The 24,761-nt window shown below is 73.3% G+C and carries 23 protein-coding genes and 1 tRNA gene; 9 read left to right on the top strand and 15 right to left on the bottom strand.

The features are described 5' to 3' along the window. The first annotated feature begins 33 nt into the window (after positions 1-33). Positions 34-924, top strand: coding sequence for a metal-dependent hydrolase (locus ACFXHB_RS06390; RefSeq protein WP_380572571.1), 891 nt, complete (start codon positions 34-36; stop codon positions 922-924). Positions 925-1,031: 107 nt separating this feature from the next. Here ACFXHB_RS06390 and dcd read toward each other — a convergent pair whose 3' ends face one another. Next, positions 1,032-1,607 (bottom strand): dCTP deaminase, encoded by a 576-nt coding sequence (gene dcd / locus ACFXHB_RS06385; protein WP_380572569.1) that lies wholly within the window; start codon positions 1,605-1,607, stop codon positions 1,032-1,034. 71 nt (positions 1,608-1,678) lie between these two features. After that, complete coding sequence (locus tag ACFXHB_RS06380; RefSeq protein ID WP_363603827.1) at positions 1,679-1,900, bottom strand: hypothetical protein; 222 nt, start codon at positions 1,898-1,900, stop codon at positions 1,679-1,681. Between the two features lie 279 nt (positions 1,901-2,179). Here ACFXHB_RS06380 and ACFXHB_RS06375 point away from each other — a divergent pair. After that, positions 2,180-2,253, top strand: a tRNA-Gly gene (locus ACFXHB_RS06375). A 199-nt stretch (positions 2,254-2,452) separates the two neighbouring features. On the opposite strand, the gene ACFXHB_RS06370 is transcribed toward ACFXHB_RS06375, so the two are convergent. The 5 genes from ACFXHB_RS06370 to ACFXHB_RS06350 form a co-directional block, all read right to left on the bottom strand. Continuing rightward, positions 2,453-3,268, bottom strand: a complete 816-nt coding sequence (locus tag ACFXHB_RS06370) for a hypothetical protein (RefSeq protein ID WP_380572567.1) — start codon at positions 3,266-3,268, stop codon at positions 2,453-2,455. A gap of 16 nt (positions 3,269-3,284) precedes the next feature. Next, entirely contained in the window at positions 3,285-4,190 is a 906-nt protein-coding gene (locus ACFXHB_RS06365; RefSeq protein ID WP_380572565.1) for an aldo/keto reductase, read from the bottom strand. Next, a complete protein-coding gene (locus ACFXHB_RS06360; protein WP_380572563.1) occupies positions 4,187-5,377 on the bottom strand; it encodes a cupin domain-containing protein in 1,191 nt (396 codons plus the stop codon). The genes ACFXHB_RS06365 and ACFXHB_RS06360 overlap by 4 nt, the downstream gene beginning before the upstream one ends. 14 nt (positions 5,378-5,391) lie before the next feature. Beyond that, entirely contained in the window at positions 5,392-5,523 is a 132-nt protein-coding gene (locus ACFXHB_RS06355) for a hypothetical protein (protein WP_380572561.1), read from the bottom strand. Positions 5,524-5,666: 143 nt separating this feature from the next. Continuing rightward, complete coding sequence (locus ACFXHB_RS06350) at positions 5,667-6,155, bottom strand: ATP-binding protein (RefSeq protein WP_380572670.1); 489 nt, start codon at positions 6,153-6,155, stop codon at positions 5,667-5,669. A 178-nt stretch (positions 6,156-6,333) separates the two neighbouring features. Here ACFXHB_RS06350 and ACFXHB_RS06345 point away from each other — a divergent pair, with 178 nt between their 5' ends. Further along, positions 6,334-7,644: a hypothetical protein gene (locus ACFXHB_RS06345; RefSeq protein WP_380572559.1), complete on the top strand. Its 1,311-nt coding sequence runs from the start codon at positions 6,334-6,336 to the stop codon at positions 7,642-7,644. Here the strand turns inward: ACFXHB_RS06345 and ACFXHB_RS06340 are convergent, their stop codons facing one another. After that, positions 7,645-8,178: an NUDIX hydrolase gene (locus tag ACFXHB_RS06340; RefSeq protein WP_380572558.1), complete on the bottom strand. Its 534-nt coding sequence runs from the start codon at positions 8,176-8,178 to the stop codon at positions 7,645-7,647. A 196-nt stretch (positions 8,179-8,374) separates the two neighbouring features. Between ACFXHB_RS06340 and ACFXHB_RS06335 the strand changes: the two genes are divergently transcribed. Both ACFXHB_RS06335 and ACFXHB_RS06330 read left to right on the top strand, forming a co-directional pair. Then, positions 8,375-8,848 carry an NUDIX domain-containing protein gene (locus ACFXHB_RS06335; protein ID WP_380572557.1) on the top strand — a complete coding sequence of 158 codons (474 nt, stop codon included), beginning with the start codon at positions 8,375-8,377 and terminating at the stop codon, positions 8,846-8,848. Between the two features lie 62 nt (positions 8,849-8,910). After that, complete coding sequence (locus tag ACFXHB_RS06330) at positions 8,911-9,171, top strand: hypothetical protein (RefSeq protein ID WP_380572555.1); 261 nt, start codon at positions 8,911-8,913, stop codon at positions 9,169-9,171. Between the two features lie 187 nt (positions 9,172-9,358). Here the strand turns inward: ACFXHB_RS06330 and ACFXHB_RS06325 are convergent, their stop codons facing one another. The 3 genes from ACFXHB_RS06325 to ACFXHB_RS06315 all read right to left on the bottom strand — a co-directional run bounded on the left by ACFXHB_RS06325 (position 9,359) and on the right by ACFXHB_RS06315 (position 14,042). Beyond that, entirely contained in the window at positions 9,359-10,687 is a 1,329-nt protein-coding gene (locus ACFXHB_RS06325) for an MFS transporter (protein ID WP_380572553.1), read from the bottom strand. A 34-nt stretch (positions 10,688-10,721) separates the two neighbouring features. Further along, positions 10,722-11,405 (bottom strand): pyridoxamine 5'-phosphate oxidase family protein, encoded by a 684-nt coding sequence (locus tag ACFXHB_RS06320; RefSeq protein ID WP_380572551.1) that lies wholly within the window; start codon positions 11,403-11,405, stop codon positions 10,722-10,724. A 378-nt stretch (positions 11,406-11,783) separates the two neighbouring features. Then, positions 11,784-14,042: a BTAD domain-containing putative transcriptional regulator gene (locus ACFXHB_RS06315; RefSeq protein ID WP_380572549.1), complete on the bottom strand. Its 2,259-nt coding sequence runs from the start codon at positions 14,040-14,042 to the stop codon at positions 11,784-11,786. Between the two features lie 326 nt (positions 14,043-14,368). On the opposite strand from ACFXHB_RS06315, the gene ACFXHB_RS06310 reads away from it, so the two are divergent. Next, positions 14,369-16,495, top strand: coding sequence for a histidine kinase (locus tag ACFXHB_RS06310; RefSeq protein WP_380572548.1), 2,127 nt, complete (start codon positions 14,369-14,371; stop codon positions 16,493-16,495). A 79-nt stretch (positions 16,496-16,574) separates the two neighbouring features. Here the strand turns inward: ACFXHB_RS06310 and ACFXHB_RS06305 are convergent, their stop codons facing one another. Beyond that, positions 16,575-17,183 (bottom strand): DNA-binding response regulator, encoded by a 609-nt coding sequence (locus ACFXHB_RS06305; protein WP_380572547.1) that lies wholly within the window; start codon positions 17,181-17,183, stop codon positions 16,575-16,577. Between the two features lie 86 nt (positions 17,184-17,269). On the opposite strand from ACFXHB_RS06305, the gene ACFXHB_RS06300 reads away from it, so the two are divergent. After that, a complete protein-coding gene (locus ACFXHB_RS06300; protein WP_380572545.1) occupies positions 17,270-18,004 on the top strand; it encodes an ABC transporter ATP-binding protein in 735 nt (244 codons plus the stop codon). Next, entirely contained in the window at positions 18,001-20,523 is a 2,523-nt protein-coding gene (locus tag ACFXHB_RS06295; RefSeq protein ID WP_380572543.1) for an ABC transporter permease, read from the top strand. The genes ACFXHB_RS06300 and ACFXHB_RS06295 overlap by 4 nt, the downstream gene beginning before the upstream one ends. 130 nt (positions 20,524-20,653) lie before the next feature. On the opposite strand, the gene ACFXHB_RS06290 is transcribed toward ACFXHB_RS06295, so the two are convergent. From ACFXHB_RS06290 to ACFXHB_RS06280, 3 genes are all read right to left on the bottom strand, one after another. Continuing rightward, the gene (locus tag ACFXHB_RS06290) at positions 20,654-21,778 is read right to left on the bottom strand and encodes a nucleotide disphospho-sugar-binding domain-containing protein (RefSeq protein WP_380572541.1); all 1,125 of its coding nucleotides are present in this window, start codon (positions 21,776-21,778) and stop codon (positions 20,654-20,656) included. 214 nt (positions 21,779-21,992) lie between these two features. Further along, positions 21,993-22,772, bottom strand: coding sequence for an alpha/beta fold hydrolase (locus ACFXHB_RS06285; protein ID WP_380572540.1), 780 nt, complete (start codon positions 22,770-22,772; stop codon positions 21,993-21,995). 319 nt (positions 22,773-23,091) lie between these two features. Then, a complete protein-coding gene (locus tag ACFXHB_RS06280; protein ID WP_380572539.1) occupies positions 23,092-23,697 on the bottom strand; it encodes a TetR/AcrR family transcriptional regulator in 606 nt (201 codons plus the stop codon). Between the two features lie 274 nt (positions 23,698-23,971). Here ACFXHB_RS06280 and ACFXHB_RS06275 point away from each other — a divergent pair, with 274 nt between their 5' ends. Further along, positions 23,972-24,544, top strand: coding sequence for a hypothetical protein (locus tag ACFXHB_RS06275; protein ID WP_380572538.1), 573 nt, complete (start codon positions 23,972-23,974; stop codon positions 24,542-24,544). Positions 24,545-24,761: the final 217 nt, after the last annotated feature.

Raw genomic sequence — 24,761 nt, 5'->3', positions numbered from 1 at the left:
GCTTCCACCACCCTCACCCGCACGGAGCCCGGCATGAGCCTCCCCACCACCCACGTCAGTTTCCCGGCCGGGGCGGTGACCGGCGAGTCCCCGGTGCTCGCGGTGCACCCGCTCGACGGCGGCCGGTACGCGGTGGTCACCGCGGCGACGCCGTTCCACCCGCTGGACCACACCTGGCCCGACCAGCCGGCCGACCTCGGCACCCTCACCGTGGACGGCACCGAACTGGCCGTCGTCGACTGCCTGACCGGTGCGGTCGGCCCGGACGGCGGCGCCCCCCTGGTCGGCGCGGACATCCCGGTCCGGCGCGGCGACGAGGAGTGGTCCTGGCTGGTCCTGCACGTGGTCGAGGGTGACCCGGGCGACCTCGCCGGCACGACCGCGACCCTCGCCGTCGACCCCGGCCGGCGTGCCGCGCTCTGCGCTTCGCACAGCGGCTGCCACCTGCTCGCCCTCGCCCTGAACGCCGCCCTCGCACCGCGCTGGCGCAAGGACCCGGGCCGCTCCGACGCCTTCGGCAACCCGGACTTCGACAGCCTCGCGATGGCGTCCTCGGTGATGGACACCGAGGCGAGCACCGACACCTACCGGCTCGGCAAGTCGCTCCGCAAGAAGGGGTTCACCGCCGAGGCGACCGAGGACTTCCCGGCCCTCGCCGACGCCCTGCCCGCCCTCACCGACGAGGTCAACCGACAGCTGGCCGCCTGGGTGGCCGCCGACGCCCCGGTCCGGATCGACGTGCCCGGCCCCGAGCTCACCGCCCGCCGCCAGTGGCACTGCGAGCTGCCCGAGGGCTCCGCGCGGATCTTCTGCGGCGGCACCCACCTGCACCACCTCGGCGAGCTGGCCGAGCTCCGCACCGAGCTGCGGCTCTCCGAGGACGGCAGCGAGCTGGTCGCCGTCACCCGCCCGAAGCGGGCCTGAGACGCGGGCCCGGACGCGGGCCCGAAACGCCGCGGGCGGCCACCCCTTCGTCGAGGGGTGGCCGCCCGTCGTGCGTGCCGCGTTCTGCCTCTGCTCCGGTGCTCCGGTCAGACCTGCGTGCGGTGGAAGTTCAGGAACGAGCGGGACGGCGTCGGGCCGCGCTGGCCCTGGTAGCGCGAGCCGTACCGCGCCGAGCCGTACGGGTGCTCGGAGGGCGAGGAGAGCCGGAACAGACAGAGCTGTCCGATCTTCATCCCCGGGTACAGCTTGATCGGCAGCGTCGCGACGTTCGACAGCTCCAGCGTGACGTGCCCGCTGAAGCCGGGGTCGATGAAGCCGGCCGTGGAGTGCGTCAGCAGGCCGAGCCGGCCCAGGCTGGACTTGCCCTCCAGCCGCGAGGCCACGTCGTCCGGCAGCGTGATGACCTCGTAGGTCGACGCCAGCACGAACTCGCCGGGGTGGAGGATGAACGCCTCGTCGCCCTCCGGCTCGACCAGCCGGGTCAGGTCCGGCTGCTCCTCGGAGGGGTCGATGTGCGGGTACCGGTGGTTCTCGAACACCCGGAAGAAGCGGTCCAGCCGCACATCGATACTGGAGGGCTGGATCATCGCGGGGTCGAACGGGTCGACCACGACCCGGCCCTTGTCGATCTCGGCCCGAATGTCCTTGTCAGAGAGCAGCACGCTTCGAGGTTACGTGCACGACAGGGCCCCGGACGAATCGCCCGGGGCCCGTTCCGTCCTGGTGTCCGCCGTCAGGCCAGGAACTCCGCGGCCTCCAGCCGCATCGCCCGGGCCAGTTGCGGCGCGGACAGCTCCCGCACGTCGGCCAGCACCGAACTGCGCAGCCGTCCGCACTGCGGACAGCGGATCAGCCGCCCGGGCCCCAGCCGGCCCGGCCCGAGGTTCTGCATCGGGAACGTGGTGGTGCTGAACAGGTGCCCCTCGGCACAACGAACGACGGCGCGCTGCTCCATCGGTCCCCTTCCCATCCTTACCCCGGTACTCGCCCGTACTCATCGCACCCCGAACGGCGGAGCGCTCGGGACAGCGTCACATTAGGGGATGTTCCGGACATTCCGCAGGATGCCTCGCCGCCCCGGAACCCACCCGCCGGAGCACTCTCACGCGGCCCACACAGTACGCCTCCGCCCCCGCCCCGGGCGGCTCCGCCACGACCCCGGGCCACCTGTGCAACGGGCGTCACGCATGGGGTACAGTGAGGGCAGATCGAGCGGTCTGTGACGGCTCGTCAGGCGGGCGTAGTTTAATGGTAGAACATGAGCTTCCCAAGCTTATAGCGCGAGTTCGATTCTCGTCGCCCGCTCCAGCGGTAAAGCCCCAGGTCAATGACCTGGGGCTTTCCTGTTGTCTGGACCAATTTGGGGTCACCGTGCCAGATTCGTGCCAGAAGGGCGCCGGCAAGCCGTTGGATCCTGTGATGAGGGAGCAGCCTTGCACTGGAACGTCCCTTGTCCACAGTCCTCTTGAACAAGGAGCGCCCGCTGGCCCGGACTGCTCCCGGGCAGTCACGCAGTGATCTCCGAGTGCTCGGCGACGGGGGGTTGAACGCCGGTGAGTTCGGTGGCGCGCTCGGCCAGGAGCGGGGCGAGTTCCGGATACCAGCCCCGCGCGACCGCTTGCAGCATCTCGGCCAGCGCGGCCAGTTCGCCGATCCGGCCGGCCGGCGTGCCGAGGATCGAGGAGAACTCGTCTCGGATGCGAGCGGCGAGCCCGGGAACCAACAGGCTGTTGGCGTGAAGCAGGCCGGGGTCGTAGCCGACGGGCACCCGGCCCCAGCGTTCCCAGTCGAGGAGGGCGAGCGGTGCGGTGAGATTGCCCCAGTGAAGGTCACCGTGGCCGGTCACACGCTCGATCTTCTCGGGTGCGGGGATACCGAGGAACCGCGGGAACGCCTTGTCGATCCAACCGGACCGCACGGTGACCCGAACGCCGTCCGCCTGGCCCAGATGGTGGAGGGCTCGCCGTAGGCTCCCCCACCACTCGTCCGGGAGACCGGGATCGTGGGCCAGGTCCGGTCGGTCGGGCGAGATGACCGGGTGAGGAACGTAGTCGGCGACCTCGGCCTTGTAGACGTAGGTGTCGTCGGTCCAGTCGAGCACGTCGTGCAGTCTGGGACGCGGCACGTCGTCCGACACCAGGACCGACGCACCAACGCTGCCTTCTCCCCGCTTCCGGCCCGCGTTCGCCTTGGCGGTGGAGGCCACCCGCAGCCAGAGGTCACCGGCCCGACGGCTGACCGTGCAGCCGAGGAACCCCCATAGGGGAGCGCTGGTGCAGGTGAGCCCGAGAAGCGCCGCCGCGTTGGCGTGGGCGGCCTCCATGCGGAGTCTGGTCTCCTCATCCGGCGGCGAGTGCATCGATCACGCTCCTGAGTCGGTCGCGTTCCAGCGGGACGGCCACAGCCCTTTCCGCATCGTGCCAGTGATTCGCGGTGCTCGCGGACAGCAGCACCACATCCAGGCCAGGGCACGACGCCACGGCCAGCAGCGCAGCTGCCGGAGCGGACAACCCTGGCCGGATGAGGTCCACCAGTTCGGGTGTCATCAACCCCGGGAGCACTCCGCCATGGAGCGGAGCCGAAGCGAAGGTGATCACCCCGGCGTCCCCCGCCTCCACGAGCGGTCCGCCGCCGTCGAGCGCCTTGGCGATGGGCTCGGCCATGACCAGACTCACAGGGAGCTGCAGTCCGCTGAAGTGGTGACTCGCAGAGCCGGCGGCTTGCTCGGCCAGGCCGAGAACCTCTGCCACCGTCAAGGCGCCCGAGCTCAGGCCCGACCAGGTGGCGACGCCGTAGCCGCCGATTCGGCCGGCCTGGGCGAACTCCTCCAGTACGGCGAACGCCCCCCGTAGAAGATCGTCCAGTCGGGTGCGGTCGTGGCCGGATGCGGCCTGCTCGGGGTTGTGGACGAAGACCAGGTCGGCGCGGCCCAGCGCACTCAGGGAATGCTCGGTCTGCCACCGCACGAACGCCGGATCGAGGCTGTGGCCCACCCCCGCCTGTTCCGGGGTGAGCACGTTGGCCTCGACGGCGGCGCGGCCTTGGGCGGTCGTGATGAAGCCCGTCTTCGTGCTCACCCGAACGCTCGGGTGGCCAGCCAACACGGACGCCAGCTCCTGATGCGCCAACCCGCGGGCGTAGTTGGGGGCGGTGTCCACCCATCGCGCCCCGGCGGCGAGGGCGGTGCGCGCCGCCTGGCTGACGGCGCGCACCCGGTACGTTCCCAAAGCGAGAGCAGCGGTCACAGCGCCGTCCCGACCACGGAGGCAGCCTGGCCCTCGATCAGGACGGAGAGTAGCGACGCCACGTCCTTCACCTCCAGGTCGGCTGTAGCGGCCAGTGATCCGAGGGTGGTCGGCTGCCCGTCCAGCAGAACCCGCAGCAACGGGGCCGCCTGGCCGGCGAAGTCCCACGCGGTCCCCGCCGCCGCGAGGGTCACGGTGCCGTCCGGCCCGTTCTCGCTCATCCTGGCCCGAGGTGCGGTGAGCCGGACCGTGATCTCCGGCCGGGCCGGAAGGCCGTCGATGTAGGGCAGGGACGTGACCGCCCGGCCGTAGTGTGTGGTGTCGACCGACTCGGCCCAGCGGCTGACCAGTTCGGGATCGGACAGCTCGGTCAGCATCTCCTTGCGCAGCTCGTCGACGTACGCGGCCTGCTTGCCGCGCGAGGCGAAGCGCGGCACGTCCAGCCGCAGGGCGAGGTGGGAGCGCAGCTGGTCCACCACCCAGGTCAGCAGGTCGGCTCCGGTGTGGGTGACCAGGCCGAAGGTCAGGTGCAGGGACGGCGTTCCCTGGTCCGCGGTGACCGCGTGCCACCAGCCACGCGGCAGGTAGAGCACGTCCCCGGCCGTCAGGACGAGATCGGCTACCGGGTCGCCTTCCGGCTGGTCCGGGGACTCCACATCCCGAAAGGTCGGCGCGGTCCGGGTGGGGGCGTACAACCGCCAGCGCTTGGCCCCGTACATCTGGACCACCACCACGTCGTGGTCGTCCCAGTGCGTGCCGAAGCCTTCCCGTTCGGTCCACGAGGCGTAGGCGTTGACCTGCACCAGCGTGCCGAGGAACCGTTCCAGGGCCTCGGCGGTGGCCCCGATCGGCGGGTGGATCTTCTCGATCGAGTCCAGTACCAGCGAGGCACCCTCGGCCAACCGTGCCTGAAGTTCGGCCGGTTGGATGCGGTGCCAGGTCACCGACCGGCGGGTGGTCACCGGTAGCGCGTACCGGTGCAGGGGGAGCATCTCGCCGTCCATCGACAGCCGAAGCCGCGGGGGCTCCAGGCGCTGGGTGGCGAGGATGGTGTTCAGGTCGTCCCAGGACAGCAGGCCGGCGATGTCGGCGGCCTGCCCGGGGATGACGGCGTAGGAGCGGTTGAACGTCTGGGCGAGGAACGAGTCCCCGCCCAGACGCGCCGCCCACGAAGCGGCATCATGCATCGTGGGCGTCCTTATCAGTCGTTGCCGTCGGAACGGCCGCTGCTGACGTCGGACGGCTGCTCGGTACGAGCCCGGGCAGCGGCGATCTTCCGCGCGGCGACCAGGAGGCCGCCAGCGGCCGGAGCCGTCGGGGTGTCCTGCACCATGTGCTTCTTCCCTTCTTCTTGAGAACTCCTGCCGGGGTTCCGGCAGGAAGACTGGAGTGGCGCCAGCCGACCAAAAGGGTGTGGCGACCGGCGCCGTGTCCACCCGCCCGTGATTCCCAGGGGCCGGGTGGAGACTGAGAGGGTCAGGCCGACTGCGGCAGGCAAGCTGTCTGAGCCTGCGTGGCGTGGACAAGGACGGCGAGCCGTCTGTCTCCGGTCACCAGTTGGTCAGCGGCGCACTCGAACCACACGACCTTGCCGGCGCCCTCGGGATACCAGCCCCAGGAGTGGGTGAGCCCTTCGACCAGGACGAGACCACGTCCGCCCGTGATCATGTCCTCAGCGCTGCCGGGGTCGGGCGTCCGGACGCTGTTGTCCGCGACCTCCACGCGCAGACGTTCGCCGGTCCACCGCACGGTGACCCGGAACCGGGCGCCCGTGTGCTCGACCGCGTTGGTGAGCACTTCGCTGGCGCAGAGCTCGACGTCCCGCAACGCGGCATTGGACAGCGGAACGCCCCAGCGTTGGGCAATCCCCTTGATCAGGCGGCGGGTTGACGGGACGGCCACGAGATCCGGCTCGACCTCCCACGTCTGTGGTGCCGGCAGCTCGGCGTTGTTCGTCGGGCTCATCAGCACGGACCGCCCTCTCAGTCGGGGTTCCTCCGGCTTGCCCTCGGAGGAACCCCAGGATTGCCGGGTGGGCGGTTCTGGAATAAGGGCCAGGTGTGTACCCACCACGGGTAGACTCGCGGTCAGTTATGCCACGTGACACCGAGTGATGATCTTCCCGGTGCTGGGGGTGCCGGACATGACCGAATCCACGCCTTCGGCGGGGCTGCCGAGTCGCCTGCTGGTGGACCCCGAGATGGTCGCCGCCTGCAAGGTGCGGGACTTCGCGGTCATCTTCGGCCTGGCGAAGGCCAGAGGTGGCTTCCACTCGTCCCGCATCGCCAGGGTTTGCGAGCTGACGCCCAGTCGAGTGGGTGAAGTCATCGCGGGCAGTCGGACGATCACCAACATGGCCGTCATCGAACGCATTGCGGACGGTCTGCGCATCCCCGGTCACATGGTCGGCCTTGCTCCCCGAGCGTGGGAGCGTCAGTCGGCCACTTCCCGAGACACCACGCGGCCGATGAGCCACCAGGTCACCTCAACCGGGGATTCGGTGCTGCCGAATCGCGAGCTGGACGACATCCTCGCCATCGCGGCCGGGGCCAAGGCCACGCCGACGGTTCTCAGGTCCCTCCAGGCGTCCATCGAGGACTACTGGCGACGCGACGACGAGCACGGCGGTGAAGCCCTTCGGCCGGCCGTGATGGGTCAACTGCGGTACGTCATGGGCATTCTGCGCGACACGGCCGATCCGAACTACCAGCGCAGTCTCCACGGCATCGCGGCCGAGCTCGCACGCCTCACGGGGTGGACGTACTTCGACGCCCGGCAGTACAGCACGGCTCGGACCTACTTCACCGATGCTCTGCGCTTGGCTCGCGAGATCGACGACCGGCCGTTCGTCGCCAACGTGCTCTCCTGCCTCAGCCTCCAGGCCACTTACGAGGACAAGGCGCGCGACGCGATCACCCTGGCGCGGGCTGCACAGGACAGCGCTCGGCTCGACGCCGGTACGCCGAGGCTGATGGCGATGCTGTCCATGCGCGAAGCCTTCGGCCATGCCAGTGCGCAGGACCAGGAGTCCACCCGCCGCGCCATCTCGGACGCGCACCGGCACTTCGAGCGGATCGACCCCGCCGATGACGGCCCGGCGTGGGTTCAGTACTTCGATCGGACGAAGCTCACCGTCGACACCGGCATCGCGCTGGGCCAGCTCGGCGACTCGTCGGCGGCCGAACCGCTCATCGAAGAGGCCCTACGCAGCGAGGCGGCGGCGAACCTGCGGGGTCGCGCGTTTCATTCCTTTTGGCTCGCGCGCACCCAACTCCAACGGCGAGAAGTGGAGTTGGCATGCGCCACGGCCGGGATGGCCCTCGACCTGGCAGCCGAGGTGGCGTCCCCCAGAGTGCTCGCGCATCTCCAGGAGTTCCGTCAGCTGCTGGCCCCCTACCGCACCGCCCGGCCGGCCGCCGAGTTGTCGGTACGCATCCGGGACATGAGCGTCTGACTACAGGCCGGCCTCATCGAGCAGCAGGTACAGCACGCCGACCAGGGAGCCGCTGCTGACGATCTCGCGGCGGTCGATCATGGCGCGCAGCTCGGTGAGCGGAATCCACTCGATGCGGTCCGACTCGTTCCGTTCGGTCGGCGGTCCGGTGTACTCGACGGCGTCGACTCGGAAGACGAAGTGTTCCGAGTCGGTGATCCCGTTCGCGGGCTGCGCGTAGATGAGCGGCTTGACCTCTCCGGTCTTCCAGCCCGTCTCCTCCAACACCTCGCGGGCGGCGGCCTCCGCGGGGGTCTCGTCAGCTTCGATCAGACCCATGGGAAGCTCCCAGGCCCACGAGTCGGTGATGAAGCGGTGCCGCCACATCATCAGCACCTGCTTCTGGTCGTTCACCACCGCCGCCACTGCCAAGTGCCGCAGCTTGAGCACGTGATGCTCCCAGCGGTGGCCGTCGGGCTGCTCGACATCGACCATCCACAGGTTCACCCATGGGTTCTCGTAGATGGGACGTTCCCCGTGGATCTTCCACTGCATGGTTTGAGGCCCCTCTCGATGGACCTTCAGCATGTCAGACCCAGGCGGCGCGGCCAGCTTGTTCCGGCGAATTTGCGTCAAGGTGACGAATACGGATCCAAGCCTGTCGCGCTGCGGCCATAGCCGCCTACACGCGGGTTCAGCTGGGAGCGTCGGCGAGGCCCGGATGGCCACCACGCTCACTACAGTCATCGTCATGACTGACTCCCAAGGTCACGAGGCGGTGGCCCAGCCTCGCGCGGCCGCCGGCGTGCTGTTCTTCGACGAAGCCGACCGCGTGCTCCTGGTGAAGCCCACGTACAAGCTGAGCTGGGAGATCCCGGGCGGCTACCTGCATCCCGGTGAGACCCCGAGTGAGGGAGCGGCCCGAGAGGTCAAGGAGGAGCTCGGCATCACCCCGCTCCTCGGCCGGCTCCTTGTCGCGGACTGGGCGCCCCACCCGACCGAGGGCGACAAGCTGCTCTTCGTCTTCGACGGGGGCCTTCTCCCGGCGGAGGAGCAAGCGCAGATCAACCTGGACGGGGTCGAGGTCGGCGAGTACGCCTTCCACACCGCCGACCAGATCGACGTGCTCCTCATCCCTCGCCTGGCCCGGCGAGTCCACGCTGCCCTCGCCGCCGGATCATGCTCGGGGACCGCCTATCTGGAGCACGGGACACCTCGCCCCTGACTCCTAGAAGGGCGGCTCCTCATCGGTCTCCACTGCGTCGAACAGGGAGTCGCTGTGCCGTCGTGGCCGGCCTCGGCGCGACCATGAACCGCACCATGTCCTGGTCCGCCGACCCCATGCCCGAGGGTGTCGTGCTGGACGCCCTGCTGGAGAACGTCCAGTGGGATCGTGAGGCGAGGTACTGGGGCGGTGTTGCGGCCAAGGTGACGGACAGGGGTGCCGTCAGCTGGGCCGGTGGTGCCCGCGACTCCGGCCACAAGGTCTACGACGCGCTGAACAACCCGGACACCGACGCCGGCATGCAGATCCGGGGCCGCTTCTAGCCCGCAGACAGTAACGGCCCCTCCCCAATCGCAGTGGGGAGGGGCCGCTCGGCATCTTCGCACGCTGGGACCGGGTCTGGGCATGTCCTGCGCGGTCCCGACGAAGCACCGGATTGGAAAGCCTGCCGACGAGGAGCAGGTCGGTCTGCCCTGCTGGGGCTTTTGCGTTCTCCGGGGTCGGCGGGGATCAGGGGCGGGTCGGGATTCGGTGGAGGGTGCGGATCGGGCGGGTGGTGAGGAGGGCGAGGGCGGTGAGGAGGGCGACCGCGATGCCGACCAGGAGGACGCGGTCGGTGCCGAAGGCTCCGACGGCGGGGCCGGCCAGGGCGCTGCCGATCGGGTACATGCCGACGGATCCCGCGACCTCGTAGGCGTGGACGCGGTTGAGCACCTCGCCCGGCACCTGGGTCTGGACGCTGGTGGCCCACATGACGCCCCAGACGCCGATGCCGGCGCCGACCGCGACCTGGGCGGCGGCGAGCAGCCAGACCGGCCAGCCGAGCACGATGCCGAGCGGGTAGAGCGGGTAGGTCAGCATCGCCACGGCCCCGGCGGCGAGCGGGCGTTCGGGCTTGTAGCGGATCGCCAGCAGGCCGCCGGCCACGGTGCCGGCGCCCAGGGCGGCGTTGAGCAGGCCGAAGGCGGTCGCGCCGTGCTCGACCACGATGACGCCGGCGGCCACCGACAGCTGCGGTCCCCAGGAGAGCACCGCGAAGAACATCCAGATCGCGATCACGCCCCAGAGCCAGCTCCGGGCGCGGAACTCCCGCCAGCCGATCGCCAGGTCGCGCCAGAGACTCCCACCGGCCGGCGGGGTGGGGAGCGGTCCGAGCCGGAGCGCGAACAGGCAGGCCGCGCTGGTGCCGTAGGCGACGGCGGAGATCACCATCACCCAGCCGGTGGCCCCGAAGCCGACCAGGACGCCGGCCAGCGCCGGGCCGCCCAGTCCGGTGAGCGCCTCGGAGGTGCGCAGGACCCCGTTGGCCCCCTGGACGTCCCGGGCCACCAGCGGGACGGTCGAGGCGGAGCCGGGCTGGAACAGCGCGTTGGCGGTTCCGGCCACCACCAGCAACGCGTAGAGCTGCCAGAGGTGGTCGATGCCGTGCATGAACAGGACGGCGAGCAGCAGGTGGGCGGTGAGGTTGGCCAGGTCGGCGATGATCATCATCCGGCGGGCGGTGAACCGGTCGGCGAGCACCCCGCCGAACAGCACCAGTCCGGCGAACGGGGCCACCAGGAAGGCCATCGCGTACCCCGCGGTGTCCAGGCCGTATCCGCCGCTGAGCAGGCCGGCCGAGACCGCGACCGGCAGCATGGCCCAGCTGAGCAGGCCGGCGCTGCGGGCGGTGAAGTAGCGGCGGAAGTTGCGGGACCAGATCGCCGGTTCGCCGGTCGGCGGCGTCCCGGTCGCCGGTGCCCCGGTCGCCGGCGTCCCGGTCGCCGGTGCCCCGGTGGGCTGGTCCTGGAGCCGTGAGGGTGTCGCGGCCGCGGTGGGGTCGGTCAGGCACTGTTCCATGACTGTTCGAGCCTTCGGTCGTTGATCGTGGTCGTCATCGGTGGGTGTCGTCCCGGGCCGTGTCGTCCCGGGAGGTGGTGTCCCAGGCGGTGTCGGGCCGGGCGGCGAGTTCCGCGCGCAGGGCGGCGTTCTCCTGTTCCAGCCGGGTGAGGCGGTCCTGGAGCGGGGCCAGGGAGTCGGAGAGTTCGCGTCGGCTGAAGCGGGGGGTGATGTGGTTCGGGCAGTTCCAGGCGGTGGCCTCGACCCGGATGGTGACGAGTTGCTCGACCGTGCCGTCGGTGCGCGGCGAGCCCAGCCGCCGGGCCAGCACCGGGTCCGCGCCGGCCGGTACGGCGGTGGCGTGGCCGAACAGCTTCAGACGGGCCTGGCGGGCGTGGTCGAGGAAGAAGAGCGCGACCCGGTCGTCGGCGCGCAGGTTGCCGGTGGTGATGTACTGCCGGTTGCCCCGGACGTCCAGGTAGCCGAGGGTGTGCGCGTCCAGGACGTGGACGAACCCCGTGGGTCCGCCCCGGAACTGGAGGTACGGCCAGCCGGTCTCGCCGACGCTGGCGAACAGGAAGCCGTCGAGGCCGCGAATGAAGTCGGCCTCGGCGGTGGTGAGCGGCTCGGCCTCCTCGCCGGGCCCCCGCAGCCGGCGGTCGGCCGCCGCTGCGCTGCCCATCTCCCGCTGGACCCGGCGCACCGCCGGGGTGTACGCGAGGTGGTCGTACCGGCTCATGCGGCGGCGCTCCCCGAGACCTGGCCGACGATGCCGCGGGGATGACGGTCGATCAGGGGCGTCGGGGGCGGGGTTCGGAGCGCCGCCGCGCGGGCGGTGGGGAGGGATGTGGTGGGGAGGGGCGTGGTGAGCTGCGGCAACGGGTCACCTCAGGGATCGGCACGGGGAACGGCCTTGCGGTGCGACCACCGTACGGAGCCGGTCTGGTCGGGTCCCTGCAGTCGGACCAGAGGGCCGGGACCCACCCCGGGAGGTCGGTGCCGGCCGATCTCACCCGTGCTGACCTGCTGTTCTGTCGCCCGGGCCGGTGATCGGCCCGGGCGGACCGGCAGAACCGGCGAGACTGCCGGACCGTCCTCCTGCCGCCGGGGCCGGCGTTCAGGGGGAGGCGGTCCGGTCCGTCAGTCGGGAGAGCCGTTGCCGGGCGGTGTGCGCCTCCTCCTCGCCGACCAACTCGCGGGCGTAGCAGTGCAGCAGGCCGTGCAGCCCGAACCGGCCGGCCGCCCGCTCCCGTACCAGGTGGGCGTCCGCCAGGCTCGCCAGCAGTCCGGCCGCTTCGGCGGTGGTCGAGTCCGCCAACGCCGCGGCGCCGTCCACGGTGAGGTCCGGGCCGGGCAGCAGGCTCAGGAGCCGGAACATCCGCCGGGCGTCGGCCGGGAGCGCGCGGTAGGAGAGGTCGTAGGCGGCCCGTACGGTGGAGCGTCCGTCCCCTTCGACGCGCAGCCGGCCGAGCAGGTCGTCGCCGGCCAACTCGGCGTAGTGGTCGGCGATGCCGGTGTCCCGGGCTGCCCCGCGGTCGCCGGCCGATCCGCCGCAGTGGTCGGCGATGCCGGTGTCGCGGGCCACCAGGTTGGCACCGGCGATCCGGATCGCCAGGGGCAGGCCGCCGCACAACCGCGCCAGCCCGCGGGCCGCGTCCGGTTCGGCCGCCACCCGGCAGTCGCCGACGATGCTGCCCAGCAGCCGGCCGGCCTCGTCGGGGTCGAGCGCGTCCAGGCTGAGCCGGCGGGCGCCGTTGTCGGCGACCAGACCGGCGAGCCGGCTGCGGCTGGTGATCACCACCGCGCAGTCCCGGGCGCCGGGGATGAGCGGCCGGACCTGCTCGGCGTCGCGCGCGTTGTCCAGCACGATCAGCATGTGCCGGTCGGCGAGCAGGGTGCGGTACAGGGCCGCGGCCTCGTCCTCGTCCGCGGGCAGGTGGTCGGGCGGTGTGCCCAGGGCCCGGAGGAACTGCGCGAGGACATCGGCCGGGCGCAGGGCCGGAAGCCGGGAGTGGCCGCGCAGGTCGACGAACAGCTGCCCGTCCCCGAAGTGTTCGCGCCGCGTGTGCGCCCAGTGCGTGACGAGGGCGGTCTTGCCGATCCCGGGCGGGCCGACCACCACGACCAGGGGCGGGCGCCGCGCGGGGTCGGGGGCGACGAGGGTGTCCAGCACCCGCAGCTGCCGGTGCCGCCCGACGTGCGTACCGGTCCCGGCGGGCAGTTGGGCCGGGGGTGGGCCGGCCGGGGCGGGCCGGTCGGCGGGTGCCGTGCGCCCGGCGGGTGCGGGGTGCGTGGCTGGCCCCGCGTCGTCTGGCTGCCGTGCGAGGGGCAGGTGTCGGCGCAGGACCCGCAGGTGGGCGTCGCGGACCTCGGCGCCGGGGGTGACGCCCAGGTCCCCGTCCAGGCGGTCGCGCAGGCGGGTGAACACCCGGAGCGCGGCGGCCTGTTCCCCGCTGCCGGCGAGGGTGAGGATCAGTCGGGCGTGCAGACCCTCGTGGAGCGGTTCGGTGGTGACCAGGTCCGCCAGCACCGGCACGGCCTCCTCGGGGCGGCGCAGCAGCAGCGCGGTGTCGGCGTGCAGCAGCGCCGCCCGGACCCGTCGCCCGTTGGCCGCCACCGCGGCCGGGTGCTGACGCAGTGCCGGATCGGCGTCCGCGAGCACCGGGCCCCGCCACCAGCGCAGGGCCTGGGTCAGCGACTCGTACGCGGCGGCCCGGTCCGGCGTGCGGTGCGCGCGGTCCGCCCGGTCCAGCAGCTCGTCGAAGTGGCCGAGGTCGAGCCGGCTCCGGGGCGCCGCCAGCAGGTAGCCGGTGGGCGTCCGGACCACGGCCGGCGGCGGGTCGTTCGCCGGGCCGCCCGGGGCCAGCAGCCGGCGGGCCTGGCTGACGTAGGTGTGGACCAGGCTCTGGTGGGAGTCCGGCGGCCCGGCCGGCCAGAGGACGTCGGTGATCTCCAGCGGGGTGGCGGGTCCGGGGTGCTTGAGCGCCAGCAGCCCGAGCAGCCGGCGCAGCATCGGGCCGGTGACGGGGAGCGGGGTCCGGCCGCGTTGGAGGGCGAGCGGGCCGAGGATCAGCAGGCGGGGGCGGCCGGCGCCGCGCGGTGGCCCGGTGCGGGTGGCGGCCAGCAGGTCCGCCCGCTCGCCGTCGGTCAGGCCCAGCGCTCCGGCCAGGTGCCGGAGGGTGCGCGACTGGGGCCGGCGGACCCGGCCGTGCTCGATGTCACGCAGCGCCCTGGTACTGATCCCGGCCCGTGCCGCGGCCGCCTCCTGGCTCAGCCCGGCGCGTCGGCGCAACGACCGAAGCCGCGGGCCGAACGGGTCCGGCTCGCCTGCCGGGCACCCCCGGGCCGGGCCGGTGGTCGACGTCCGCTCCGCCATGGCATCTCCCTCGTCCGACGACCGTGACCGGTCGGCCGTGACCGCGACCGTACGACCGTGACCGTACGACCGTGACGGCGGCGGCACCGCGGGTCGTGCGCGGCCGACCCGGCGCCGACCCGACCGGCGATCAGTTTGGACCAGACCAATCTGCCGGGCAAGGGAAGGCCCGCTCGCCAGGGAGGGGAGGGGAGGGGAGGCGAGGGGACGGGGCGGGGCGGGCCTTCGGGCGGGCTCCTGGTTGAGGCGCCCCGCCCGGAGGCGCGGCCCCGCTTCGGGTGAACCGACAGGTTCGTCCTTGATCGTCCTGCGCGTAGCATGCCGGGGTGGAGGGGGCACCGGGCAGGGACCGCGCGTCGAGGCTGTCGCACGCGCTGGTGGTGGCGGTCGCCGCCGCCGTGGCCTCGGTGCACGTCCTCAAGGGGCTGGCACGGGTACCGGCGGAGCCGGGGGCCGGTCTCGCCGTCGCGGCGGCCTGCCTCACGCTGGTGGTGGCGCAGCTCCGCCACACCTCGCCGGCGGTGCGGCGGATCGCCCCGAAGGCGCCGCCGGTGGCCTGGACGGCCGCCGAACTGGCCGTCGGCTGGCTGGCCGTGGTCCCGCTGGGTGCCTCGATCGCTGTGCTCTGCCTCCCCGCCGCCTCGCTGCTGCTCGAACGCCGCCGCGTGTCGCCGGCGCTGTTCGGCGGCTGCGCGGTTCTGGTCGAGCTGGCCCGGTCGGGCAGTGTGCGCGACACCGCCGACCTGGCGCTCATCGTCGCGATCGGCGGCATCATGCTGTACGCCGTCACCACGCTCGCGCTGTTCGCGACGCGCGTCCACGCGGCCCGGCTCACGCTGGCGGCCTCCGCCGTGACCGCCGAGCGGCTGCGCCTCGCGTCCAGCCTGCAGGCCGAACTCTCCGCGGGGCTGCGGGAGGTGCGCGGCCTGGCGGGCCGGGACGACCCGGCGGTCCTGGACCCGCTCATCGCCGCCGCGCGCCGGACCCTGGCGGCGACCCGCGCCACCGCTGCCGAGCTGCGCAGCCTCTCGTTGGCTCCCGAGGCGGCCAGTGCCCGGGCCCTGCTCACGGCCGCGGGGATCACCGCCGACCTCCGGGTGGGGCACGCGGAACCGCTCGGCCCGGCCGGGACGGTGCTGGCGGCCGTGCTGCGCGAGGCGGTCACCGCGGTGGTGCGGGTCGGCGACGCGCGGCGGTGCGAGATCGTCACCGGCGAGCGGGCCGGGCAGGTGGTGCTGCGCGTGGTCAGTGACGGCGTGCCGACGGCCGCGCTCGGGGCGGACCTCCTGGACGGCCTCGCCGACCGGGTCCGCGCCGTCGGAGGGCGGCTGACGGCCGGTCTGGAGCCGGACGGCCGGTTCGCCGTCGAGGCGGCGGTCGGGGCCACCCCCGCGCCGACGGCATCCGCCGATCCGCCCGAACTGCGGACGGCGCTCGGCCTGTACTTCCTCGTCCTGGGTACCTTCTGGGTCAAGGCCGTGCTGCTGGTGCCGGTGGCGCTGCTCTGGCTCGGCGTCCCGTGCCTGCTGGCCTTCTGCGCGCTGCAGATCCGCTTCGCGACCCAGGACTCGCCGCGCCACGCCCGGCTCGTCCTGCTCGCCTCGGCGGCCTTCGCCCTCGTCCCGCTGCCCTGGTTCGGGCGGAACTGGATCGGCACCGTCGGCATCCTCGCCTGCTCGGTCCTGATCGCCCTGCCCCTGCGGGCCGGTGCGGCGCTCGCCGCGGCGGTGGTGGTGGCCGGCGGCGTGATCACCGGCGGCGGCCCGGCGCCCACGCTGCTCGCCGCCGTCGACGCCCTGATCACCTGCGTCGTCGTCTACGGGGTGCTGCGCCTGGTCCGCCTGGTGCGGGAGCTGCAACGGGCGGGGGCGGGGCTGGCCCGGGCCGCGGTCGTGACCGAGCGGCTGCGGGCCGCCCGCGACCTGCACGACCTGCTCGGCCACGGACTGACCGCGATCCTGCTCAAGGCCGAACTCGCCCGGCGCCTGGCGGACCAGGACGCCGGGCGGGCCCGGGCCGAGCTGCGGGACATCGTGCGGCTGGCCGAGCGCGGGGAGAGCGAGCTGCGGACGGTGGTCAGCGACAGTCCCCGGCTGTCGTTCGCGGCCGAACTGGCTTCGGCGGCAGCGGTGTTGGAGGCAGCCGCGATCACGGTGGAGGTCGACGACGGACCGGTGCCGGCGGCGGCGGGGGCCGTGCTGAGCGTGGTGCTCCGCGAGGCCGTCACCAACATCCTGCGGCACAGTTCCGCCCGGTACGCGCGCATCGCCACGTCGACGGACGGGACGTCGGTGCGTCTGGAGGTCGAGAACGACGGGGTGGCGGACGGTGTCAGCGCACCCGGCTCCGGGGTCGGCGGCCTGACCGTCCGACTCACCGCGATCGGCGGCAGCCTGGTGGCCGGTCCGGACGACGGCTGGTACCTGTTGCGCGCCGAGGTGCCCGCGGGCTGAGGGCAACCCCGGCCTGCCTGGACCCCCGCCCCGCCGCAGGGTACGGAGCACGGTGCGGAACAGCGTACGGAGCCGTGCCCTACAGCCAGCCCGCCTCGCGCGCGATCCGCACCGCGTCCGTCCGGTTCCGGGCGTTGAGCTTGCCGACGACCGCGGTCAGCACATTGCGGACCGTCCCCGTCGACAGGTGCAGCCGTGCCGCGATCTCCGGCGGTTCGGCCCCTTCGGCCAGCTCCCGCAGCACGTCGTTCTCCCGCGGTGTCAGCGGGTTGTCCGCGAGGTCCCAGGCCGCCACGGCGAGCCCCCGGTCCAGCACCCGTCCGCCGCCCGCCACCTGGCGGATCGCCGCCACCAGCTCCTCCGGCGGGGCGGTCTTCAGCAGGAAGCCGTCGACCTTCGCGTCCAGGGCACGGCGGAGCAGCCCGGGACGGCCGTTCGAAGTGAGCATCAGGGTCCGGCAGTTCGGCAGCTTCTCCTTGAGCGCCGCGGCCGCCTGGAGGCCGTCGGTGCGCCCCGGCATCTCGATGTCGAGCACCGCCACGTCGGGGGTGACGACCAAGGCGCGCGGCACCACGTCGTCGGCCGAGCCGGCCTGGGCCACGACCTCCAGGTCGGGCTCCAGCTCCAACAGCGCCACCAGGGCGCCGCGCACCACGTGTTGGTCCTCCGCCAGCAGGAGTCTGATCATGCGACGACCCTACCCGTGACGATGTCACGGGTCGCTCGTGATCCGTTCCCTGTCCCGGGAGTTCGCGGATCGACAGGCTTGAGGACATGAGCGAAGCGATCACTTTGGAAGCCGTGAGCAAGGTCTACGGCAAGGGGCGGAGCGCGGTCGCCGCGCTGCGCGAGGTGACGGTGCGGCTGCCCAAGGGCGGCTTCACCGCCGTGATGGGGCCCTCGGGTTCGGGCAAGAGCACCTTCCTGCACTGCGCGGCCGGCCTGGACCGCCCGAGCTCCGGGACCGTTCGGCTCGGCGACACCGACCTGTCACGGCTCAGCGAGACCAAGCTGACCGAACTGCGCCGGGAGCGCGCGGGGTTCGTGTTCCAGGCGTTCAACCTCATCCCGTCGCTGACCGTCGAGCAGAACATCACGCTTCCGCTGCGCCTGGCGGGCCGCCGGGCGGACTCCGGGCGGCTGGCCGAACTGGTCGGGCGGGTGGGGCTGGGGGAGCGGACCGGACACCGCCCGGGCCAGCTGTCCGGCGGCCAGCAGCAGCGCGTCGCCATCGCCCGGGCCCTGATCCCGGACCCCGAGGTGCTCTTCGCCGACGAGCCCACCGGCGCCCTGGACACCATGACCGCCCGCGAGGTGCTGACCCTGCTCCGGCAGACCGTCGACGAGTTCGGCCAGACCATCGTCATGGTCACCCACGATCCGGTCGCCGCCTCCTACGCCGACGAGGTGCTGTTCCTGGCCGACGGCCGGGTCGCCGACACGATGTCCGCGCCGACCGCCGCCAAGGTCGCCGACCGCATGATCCGCCTGGGAGCGTGGAACCGATGATGCTCAGCTTCGCCTTCGCCACCCTCCGGCACCGCAAGGCCGGGTTCGCCGGCGCCTTCGTCGCCCTGTTCTGCGCCGCGGCGCTGGTCTGCGGCTGCGGGACACTGCTGGCCACCGGACTGCTCGGCGGCGTTCAGCCCGAGCGGTACGCGGCCGTGCCGATCGTGGTCGCCGGGGACCAGGACGTCCACCAGGTCGAGAACAAGGGCAAGGGGAAGGTCAAGGAGAAGGCCAAGCCGATCGCCGATCACGCCTGGGTCTCCGCCGCCCTCGCCGAGCGCATCAAGGCCCTGCCCTCGGTCAAGGCCGTCACCACCGAGGTGACGTTCCCGGTGCTGCTCCCCGGCGGCCCCTCGCGCGACTCGTGGGGCCACGGTTGGGAGTCCGCGCCGCTGGCCGGTCTGACGCTGGCCTCGGGGACCGCGCCGTCGGCCGCCGACGAGATCGTGCTGGACGCGGACACCGCCGCCCGGACCCACCTGTCCGTCGACTCCACCGTGCCGGCCCGGACCGCCGCGGGGACGTCGACCGTTCGCGTGGTCGGCGTCACCGCCCAGGGCTTCGCGAGCCAGGCCGCGGTGTTCTTCGCCCCCGAGCGGGCCCGGCAGCTGGCCGGCCACGACGGTCTGGTCAGCGCGATCGGCGTGTTCCCGGCCGCGCCCTCGGCCGGCGCCGATGTCGAGGCCCTGCTCCGGAGCGTCCCGGCTCCGGCCACCTCGACCTCCTCGGCCACCTCGACCTCCTCGGCCACCTCGCCCGCCCCGGCCGCCGTCGTCCGCACCGGCGACGACCGCGGACCGCTGGAGTTCCCCGACGCGGCCAACGCCCAGGTGCGCCTGGTCAGCATGGGCGCGGTGCTGGCCTGTACCTCGCTGCTCGTCGCCCTGTTGGTGGTCGTCGGCACCTTCGGCCTGTCGATCCAGCAGCGTCAGCGCGAGATCGCCGTGCTGCGCGCCGTCGCCGCGACCGGACGACAGGTCCGGAAGATGATCGGCGGCGAGGCGCTCACCGTGGGCCTGGCCGCCGGAGTGCTCGGCGCCGCCGCCGGCCTGCCGCTGGGCGACTGGCTCCACGACCGGTTCGTCGCCCTGGACGTGATCCCCGCGAACATCCCCGTCGTCCTCTCCCCGTTCCCCGTGGTCGCCGCCGCCGCTGCCACCCTGCTGGCCGGCTGGGGCGCCGCCCGGATCTCGGCCCGGCGGGCCACCGCCATCAAGCCGGTGGAGGCCCTCGGCGAGGCCGAGCTGAAGCCGCCGCGGCTGGGCTGGGCCCGGATCGTCTTCGGCGCCCTCGCCACCGTCGGCGCTGTCGTCCTCACCGCGCTGCTCACCGCGCTCCACTCGGACCAGGCCTCCACCCCGGTCTGCTTCATCGCCGTCCTGCTGTGGTGCACGGCGCTGTCGCTGCTCGGCCCGCTGGTCGCCCGGATCGGGGTCGCGGTGCTGGGCCTGCCGCTGCGGGCGTCCCGGGTCGGCGGCTACCTCGCCGCCCACAACCTGCGGGCCGCCGCGCACCGGCTGGCCTCGGTGGTCACCCCGCTGACCCTGCTGGTCGCGATGGCCTGCACCATCCTGTTCACCCAGACCACCCTCGACAGCGCCGCCAGGGAGCAGCGCGACCGGGGGAGTGTCGCCGACTTCGTGGTCGGGCCGCGGGTGCCCGGCTCCGCCGTCGAGTCGGTCGCCGGCGTCCCCGGAGTGCGGACCGTGACCCGGGTGCTGCACACCCAGGTCCGTGACGGCCTGACCAAGCGCAGCGTGCAGGCGGTCTCGCCGGAGCGGCTGACCGACACCCTCGACCTGGCGGTGACCACCGGCGACCTCGGCGCGCTGGCGGACGGTACGGCGGCGGCCGCGGACGGGCTGGGCTACCGGCTCGGCCAGCGGATCCGGCTCACCCTCGCCGACGGCACCCCGGCGGAGCTCACCGTCGTCGCCCTGTACGCCCGTGGCCTGGGCTTCGGGGACCTGACCCTCGCGCACGGCCTGGTCGCCGCGCACGTCGACGTCCCGCTCGACGACGAGCTGCTGGTCCGGGGCGAGGGCGTCACCCGGGAGGCGCTGGCCGCGGCGCTGCGCGCCGAGCCCGGCATCGGTGTCCTGGACCGCGCCGCCGCGCAGGTCGCGGGCAACCGGACGAGTGCCCAGATCGGCTACGTCACCCTCGGCCTGATCATCGCCTTCGTCGCCATCGCGGTGCTCAACACCCTCGCCATGAGCATCACCGACCGCCGCCAGGAGTTCACCGCGCTGCGGCTGATCGGCACCACCCGCCGTCAGGTCCGGCGGATGCTCGGCTGGGAGACCGCGGTCTCCGTCGCGATCGCGGTCGTGCTCGGCCTCGGGATCGCGTTCGCGGTGCTCACCACCTACGCCGAGGGCATCACCCGCGGCACCGCCGCGGTCGCCCTGCCGGTCGGGCAGCTCCTGCTCGTCCTCGCCGGTGGCACCGCACTCGCCGCCGTGGGCACCTGGCTGCCCGCCCGTCTCGCGCTGCGCACCCCGGAGCGGGCGGCCTGAGTGCCGGCCCGAGCGCCGGCCCGGGGTACGGCAAAGCCGCAGGTCTCGCGACCTGCGGCTTTGGCGCTTCCGGCACCGACCGGGGACGACCGGCACCGACCGGGCGCGGGTCGGCGCGGATCGGCGTGGGTCAGCGCGGGGCGGCGGCGAGGGCCTCGATGGCGGGGACGAGTTCGGCGGGGGTGGGGAGGGCGTCGTTCTCGGCCCGGAGGCCGGCGGCGGCCTCGCGCAGCGCCGGGTCGGTGACCAGACGGGTGAGCAGCGGGGTGTCGACGTCCTCGGACGCCGAGCGCAGCGCGGCACCGGTGCCGGTGAGGATCTCGGCGACGGCGAAGTTGTCGGCACCCTGGGGGAGGAGGAGCTGGGGCAGGCCGGCCTGCAGGGCGGTGAGCGTGCTGCCGGAGCCGCCGTGGTGGACCGCCGCGTCGCAGACGCGCAGCAGCTCCGCCAGCGGGACCCAGGGCAGTGGGCGGATGTTGGCCGGGAGGGTGCCGAGGTGGGTGAGGTCGGCGTCGCCGACGGCGAGCAGGAACTCGGCGTCCACCGAGGCGGCCGACTCGATCAGGCGGGTGATCGCGTGCAGGCCGTCCATCTCGGCGACCACGGTGCCCAGGGTGACGGCGACCCGCGGCCGGGTGCCGCGGCGCAGCAGGTCACGGGGGACGACGCCGCCGCCGTTGTAGGGGAGGTAGCGCATCCGCAGGCCGCCCCGGTCGCCGCCGAGCGAGGCCGGGACGATGTCCAGCGGGGTGGTCTCGGCCGGGCCGGCCACGCCGTGGGCCTCGTAGAGGTCGGTGAAGTGGGTGGCCAGCCGCGCGGCCATGTCGAGGCCGGAGGTGAAGCCGAAGTTCTGGAGCGCGACCGGGATCTTGAGCTTGGCCCCGACCAGCTGGGCGGAGGCCAGGCAGGAGTCGTGGATCAGCAGGTCGGGCTCCCACGCGTCGGCTACGGCCAACAGGTCGTCCACGGTGGAGCGGGAGGCGTAGGCGAAGGCGGTGGCGGCCAGGTCGAGGATCTGGTCCTGGTCCAGCTCCGGCGTGGCGTACCGCCGCTCGCCGGTGGCTTCCGCGAACGCCTCCCGCAGGGGCCGGCCGTCGCCGATCTCGACGATCGGGAAGCCGGCCGCCCGGAGCTGCTCCATGGGCTTCGGGCTGGCGAACAGGACCTCGTGCCCGGCCGCCCGCAGGGCCTGCGCGGTCGGCACCATCGGGAACAGGTGGCTGGGCGCGGCCGGACCGGTGAAGAGTATGCGCACGATCGTCTCCTGGGTTGCACTTCGGCTGGTCGGGAGTGGCTGGTGCGGGGCGGACCCGCTTCCTCCGTGAACTGACGGACGATCAGTTCCTGTTCCCGGCAGGATCGATAATCGGACGTTCTGGCGCGGCTCTTGCGTGCGGCGGTGCGGTGTGCTCCGGCGTCCGTGTCGCCGACGGCTTCCGCCCGTCAGGGCCACCCGGGCGGAAGCCCCGTCAGGCGGCCGCGAGGAACGTGCGGACGGTGGCGGTGAAGGCCTCGGACTGCTCGAAGACCACGACGTGCCCGGTGTCGAACTCCGCGTACTCGCTGCCGGGGATGGCCGCGTGCAGCCGGCGGGCGTTCTCCACCGGGACGGTGGCGTCCTGGGTGCAGCCGATCACCAGGGTCGGGGCCTGGACGCGGGGGAGCGACTCGGTGATGTCGAGGTTCAGGTTGAGGCCGATGTGCCGCAGCGTGCCGGGGGTCGGCCGCATGAACGCGGCGTTGGCCTCGACGGCCTCGCGGCCGATCCCGTTGAGGAAGCCGCGGCTGAACGCGGTGAGGGTGGCGTAGCGGCCGAAGGCGGCGGTGTCGTCGGCGATGGCCAGCCACACGGTCATCATGTTGCGCAGGTACTCGTCGTCCGCGTTGATCCAGCCCGCGGCGGCGACCAGGCGGCGCACCTGCTCCGGGCGCCGGGCCGCGGCGGCGGTGGCGACGACCGCGCCGAGCGAGAAGCCGACGACATCGGCCGGGCCGCGACCGGCGTCCTCGATGACGGCGTTGACCTGTGCGGCGAGGGTCTCGACGGTCAGCTCGCCGCCGTCGTCCTCGGCGGTCTCGCTGCCGGACAGCTCGGGGAGCAGCACGGTGTAGCGGTCGGTGAAGCCGTCCAGCAGGTGGTCCCACATGCCGGAGCCGGGGCCGGTGCCGTGCACGAGGACGAGGGTCTCGGGGCCCTCGCCGACGACGCGGTAGGGGATGCGGGCGGTGGCGACGGTGACGGTGGGCATGGCTGGGGTCCCTTCGTGGGTGGGGTGGCCGGATCGGGTGCCGGGGTGGGCCGCGGCCCCCGTCGACAGAAAGTAAACTACACGGTGTAGGTAATGGAAGCAACTACACCGTGCAGTGCACTTTCGGGGATGCGAGGGGACGCGAGGGGACGCGAGGGGACGACGGCCGGGCGGCACGACGAGGGCCGGCCCCGGGGGTGGGGCCGGCCCTCGTGGACGGGCGCGAAGCGGCGGGCGGGTCCGGATCAGCGAGCGGGCGCGGGCGCGGCGAGTGGGTGCGGGTTCGGGGGGCGGGCCCGGACCGGTGGGCGGGCCCGGATCAGCTGCCGTAGAGGCGCAGGAAGGCGCGGACGCCGGCGGTGATGCCGGGGATCAGCTCCGCCTCCGGCACGTGGACCGCGCCGAAGAAGGTGCGGTCGGCGGCGCCGCTGAAGGTGAGCTGGGTGTACTGGGTGGCGGCGAGTTCGGCGTCCTCGATTCGCAGCAGTCCCAGTTCGGCGAGGCGGCCGAAATGCGCGGTGAGGTCGCGCTGGGAGGCGAGCGGCCCGGCGTCCAGCCAGGCGTCGAGCACCTCGGGCGGGATGTTGCCGGCCTCGGCGCGGATCGTGCGGCCGAGCGCGTAGTGGTCGCCCGCCGCGAGGACGGCCCGGACGCGGTCGACCGCGAAGGCGGTGAGGTCGGTCTCCAGGTCGACGATCTTGTGCAGATGCCGGTCGGCCAGCCGGGCGATGACCTCGGTCAGTTCGCCGGCGGTCTCCAGGGCGACGGAGAGGAAGAGCTTCTCCTTGTCCCCGAAGTGGTTGTAGATGGTGCGCTTGGACACCCCGGCCTCGGCGGCGATCGTGTCCACGCTGGCCCGGGTGTAGCCCTCGCGCCCGAAGACCGTGCTCGCCGCGCGGGCGATGGCCAGGCGCTTCTCCGGCATGCGGCGTGAGCCCGCAGCGGTTGTGGCGCCCGGCGTTCCCGGCGTGGCTGGTGTGCCTGCGGTCATCGGGGCTCTCTCCTCCGTGGGATGGATTGCACTACTCGGTGCAGTTTACTCTTGGGTCCGGTTCGTTCCGCTTCCGGTGCGTCACCCGGCGGAGCGGGGCCGTGGAACTGCGGCGGTTCGGCACGCCGTCCACGCAGTGACGGAATCCCTTCCCGGGTTGATCGCCGGGAGAAGAGCGGAGGGCCCGGTGCAGTCAGGTGGAGCCGAAGTGAACGTCGAGAACCCGGCCGGGCCCGGGTGGCCGGAGCCCACCTGCTCCTTCGCGCCGCCCGCGCGGGCGGCGGTCGACCAGGCCGTCGCCGCCGAACGCTGCGAACTCCTGCTGCGGGAGGCGCTGGACGGCGTCCGCCCGGAGCTGTCCTGGCGGCACGCGGTGCCCTGCGCGGGTGCGCGCCTGCCGGCGCCCGGCTCCGGTCCGGCCGACGGGGGCGTCCAGTGGTACGTCGGTCGCGGCCGGGACATCGTCACGATCATCTCGGCCGCCCGCCGGGGGGAGTTGCCGGCCCTGCTGGAGGCGGGGTGGCGACGGCGCGGCTGGACCATCACCTCGGTGAACGCCTGTCGCGACCTGCCCGGAGTCGCCGCGGTGACGCCGGACGGCTACCGGCTCGCGCTGGAGTTCGGCGCGCTGGGGGAGGCCCGGCTGACGGCGACCTCGCCGGGAGTGGCCCGGTCGGAGTGGGTGGAGGGCGTCTGCGGCGGTCCCGAACTCCCCGTCTCCGCCGCCGGGGTGACGTCACTGCCGGAGATCTGGTGTCCGTACTGGAGTGCGCTGGGGTGACCCGGGCGGTGCGTCGGCGGCGCTCTGGGCCCGTGGTGTCCTGAGTCCGCGGTGCTCTGGTCCCGCGGTGCTCTGGTGCCCGCAGGCGGCGGTAGCGCGTCGAGGAGGCGCGGGGGGGGGGGCCCCCGGGCGGGGACGGGCGGAGGAAAGAACACACCGAGGGCGGCGCGCCGCCACCGGACACCGCCGGCCCCGCCCCCGCAGCGCGGGCCAGCCA

Source organism: Kitasatospora sp. NPDC059327, from assembly GCF_042752535.1.
Taxonomy (GTDB): Bacteria; Actinomycetota; Actinomycetes; order Streptomycetales; family Streptomycetaceae; genus Kitasatospora.
The sequence above is the reverse complement of the archived record's forward strand: the minus strand, read 5'-3'. Positions and strand labels throughout refer to the sequence as shown.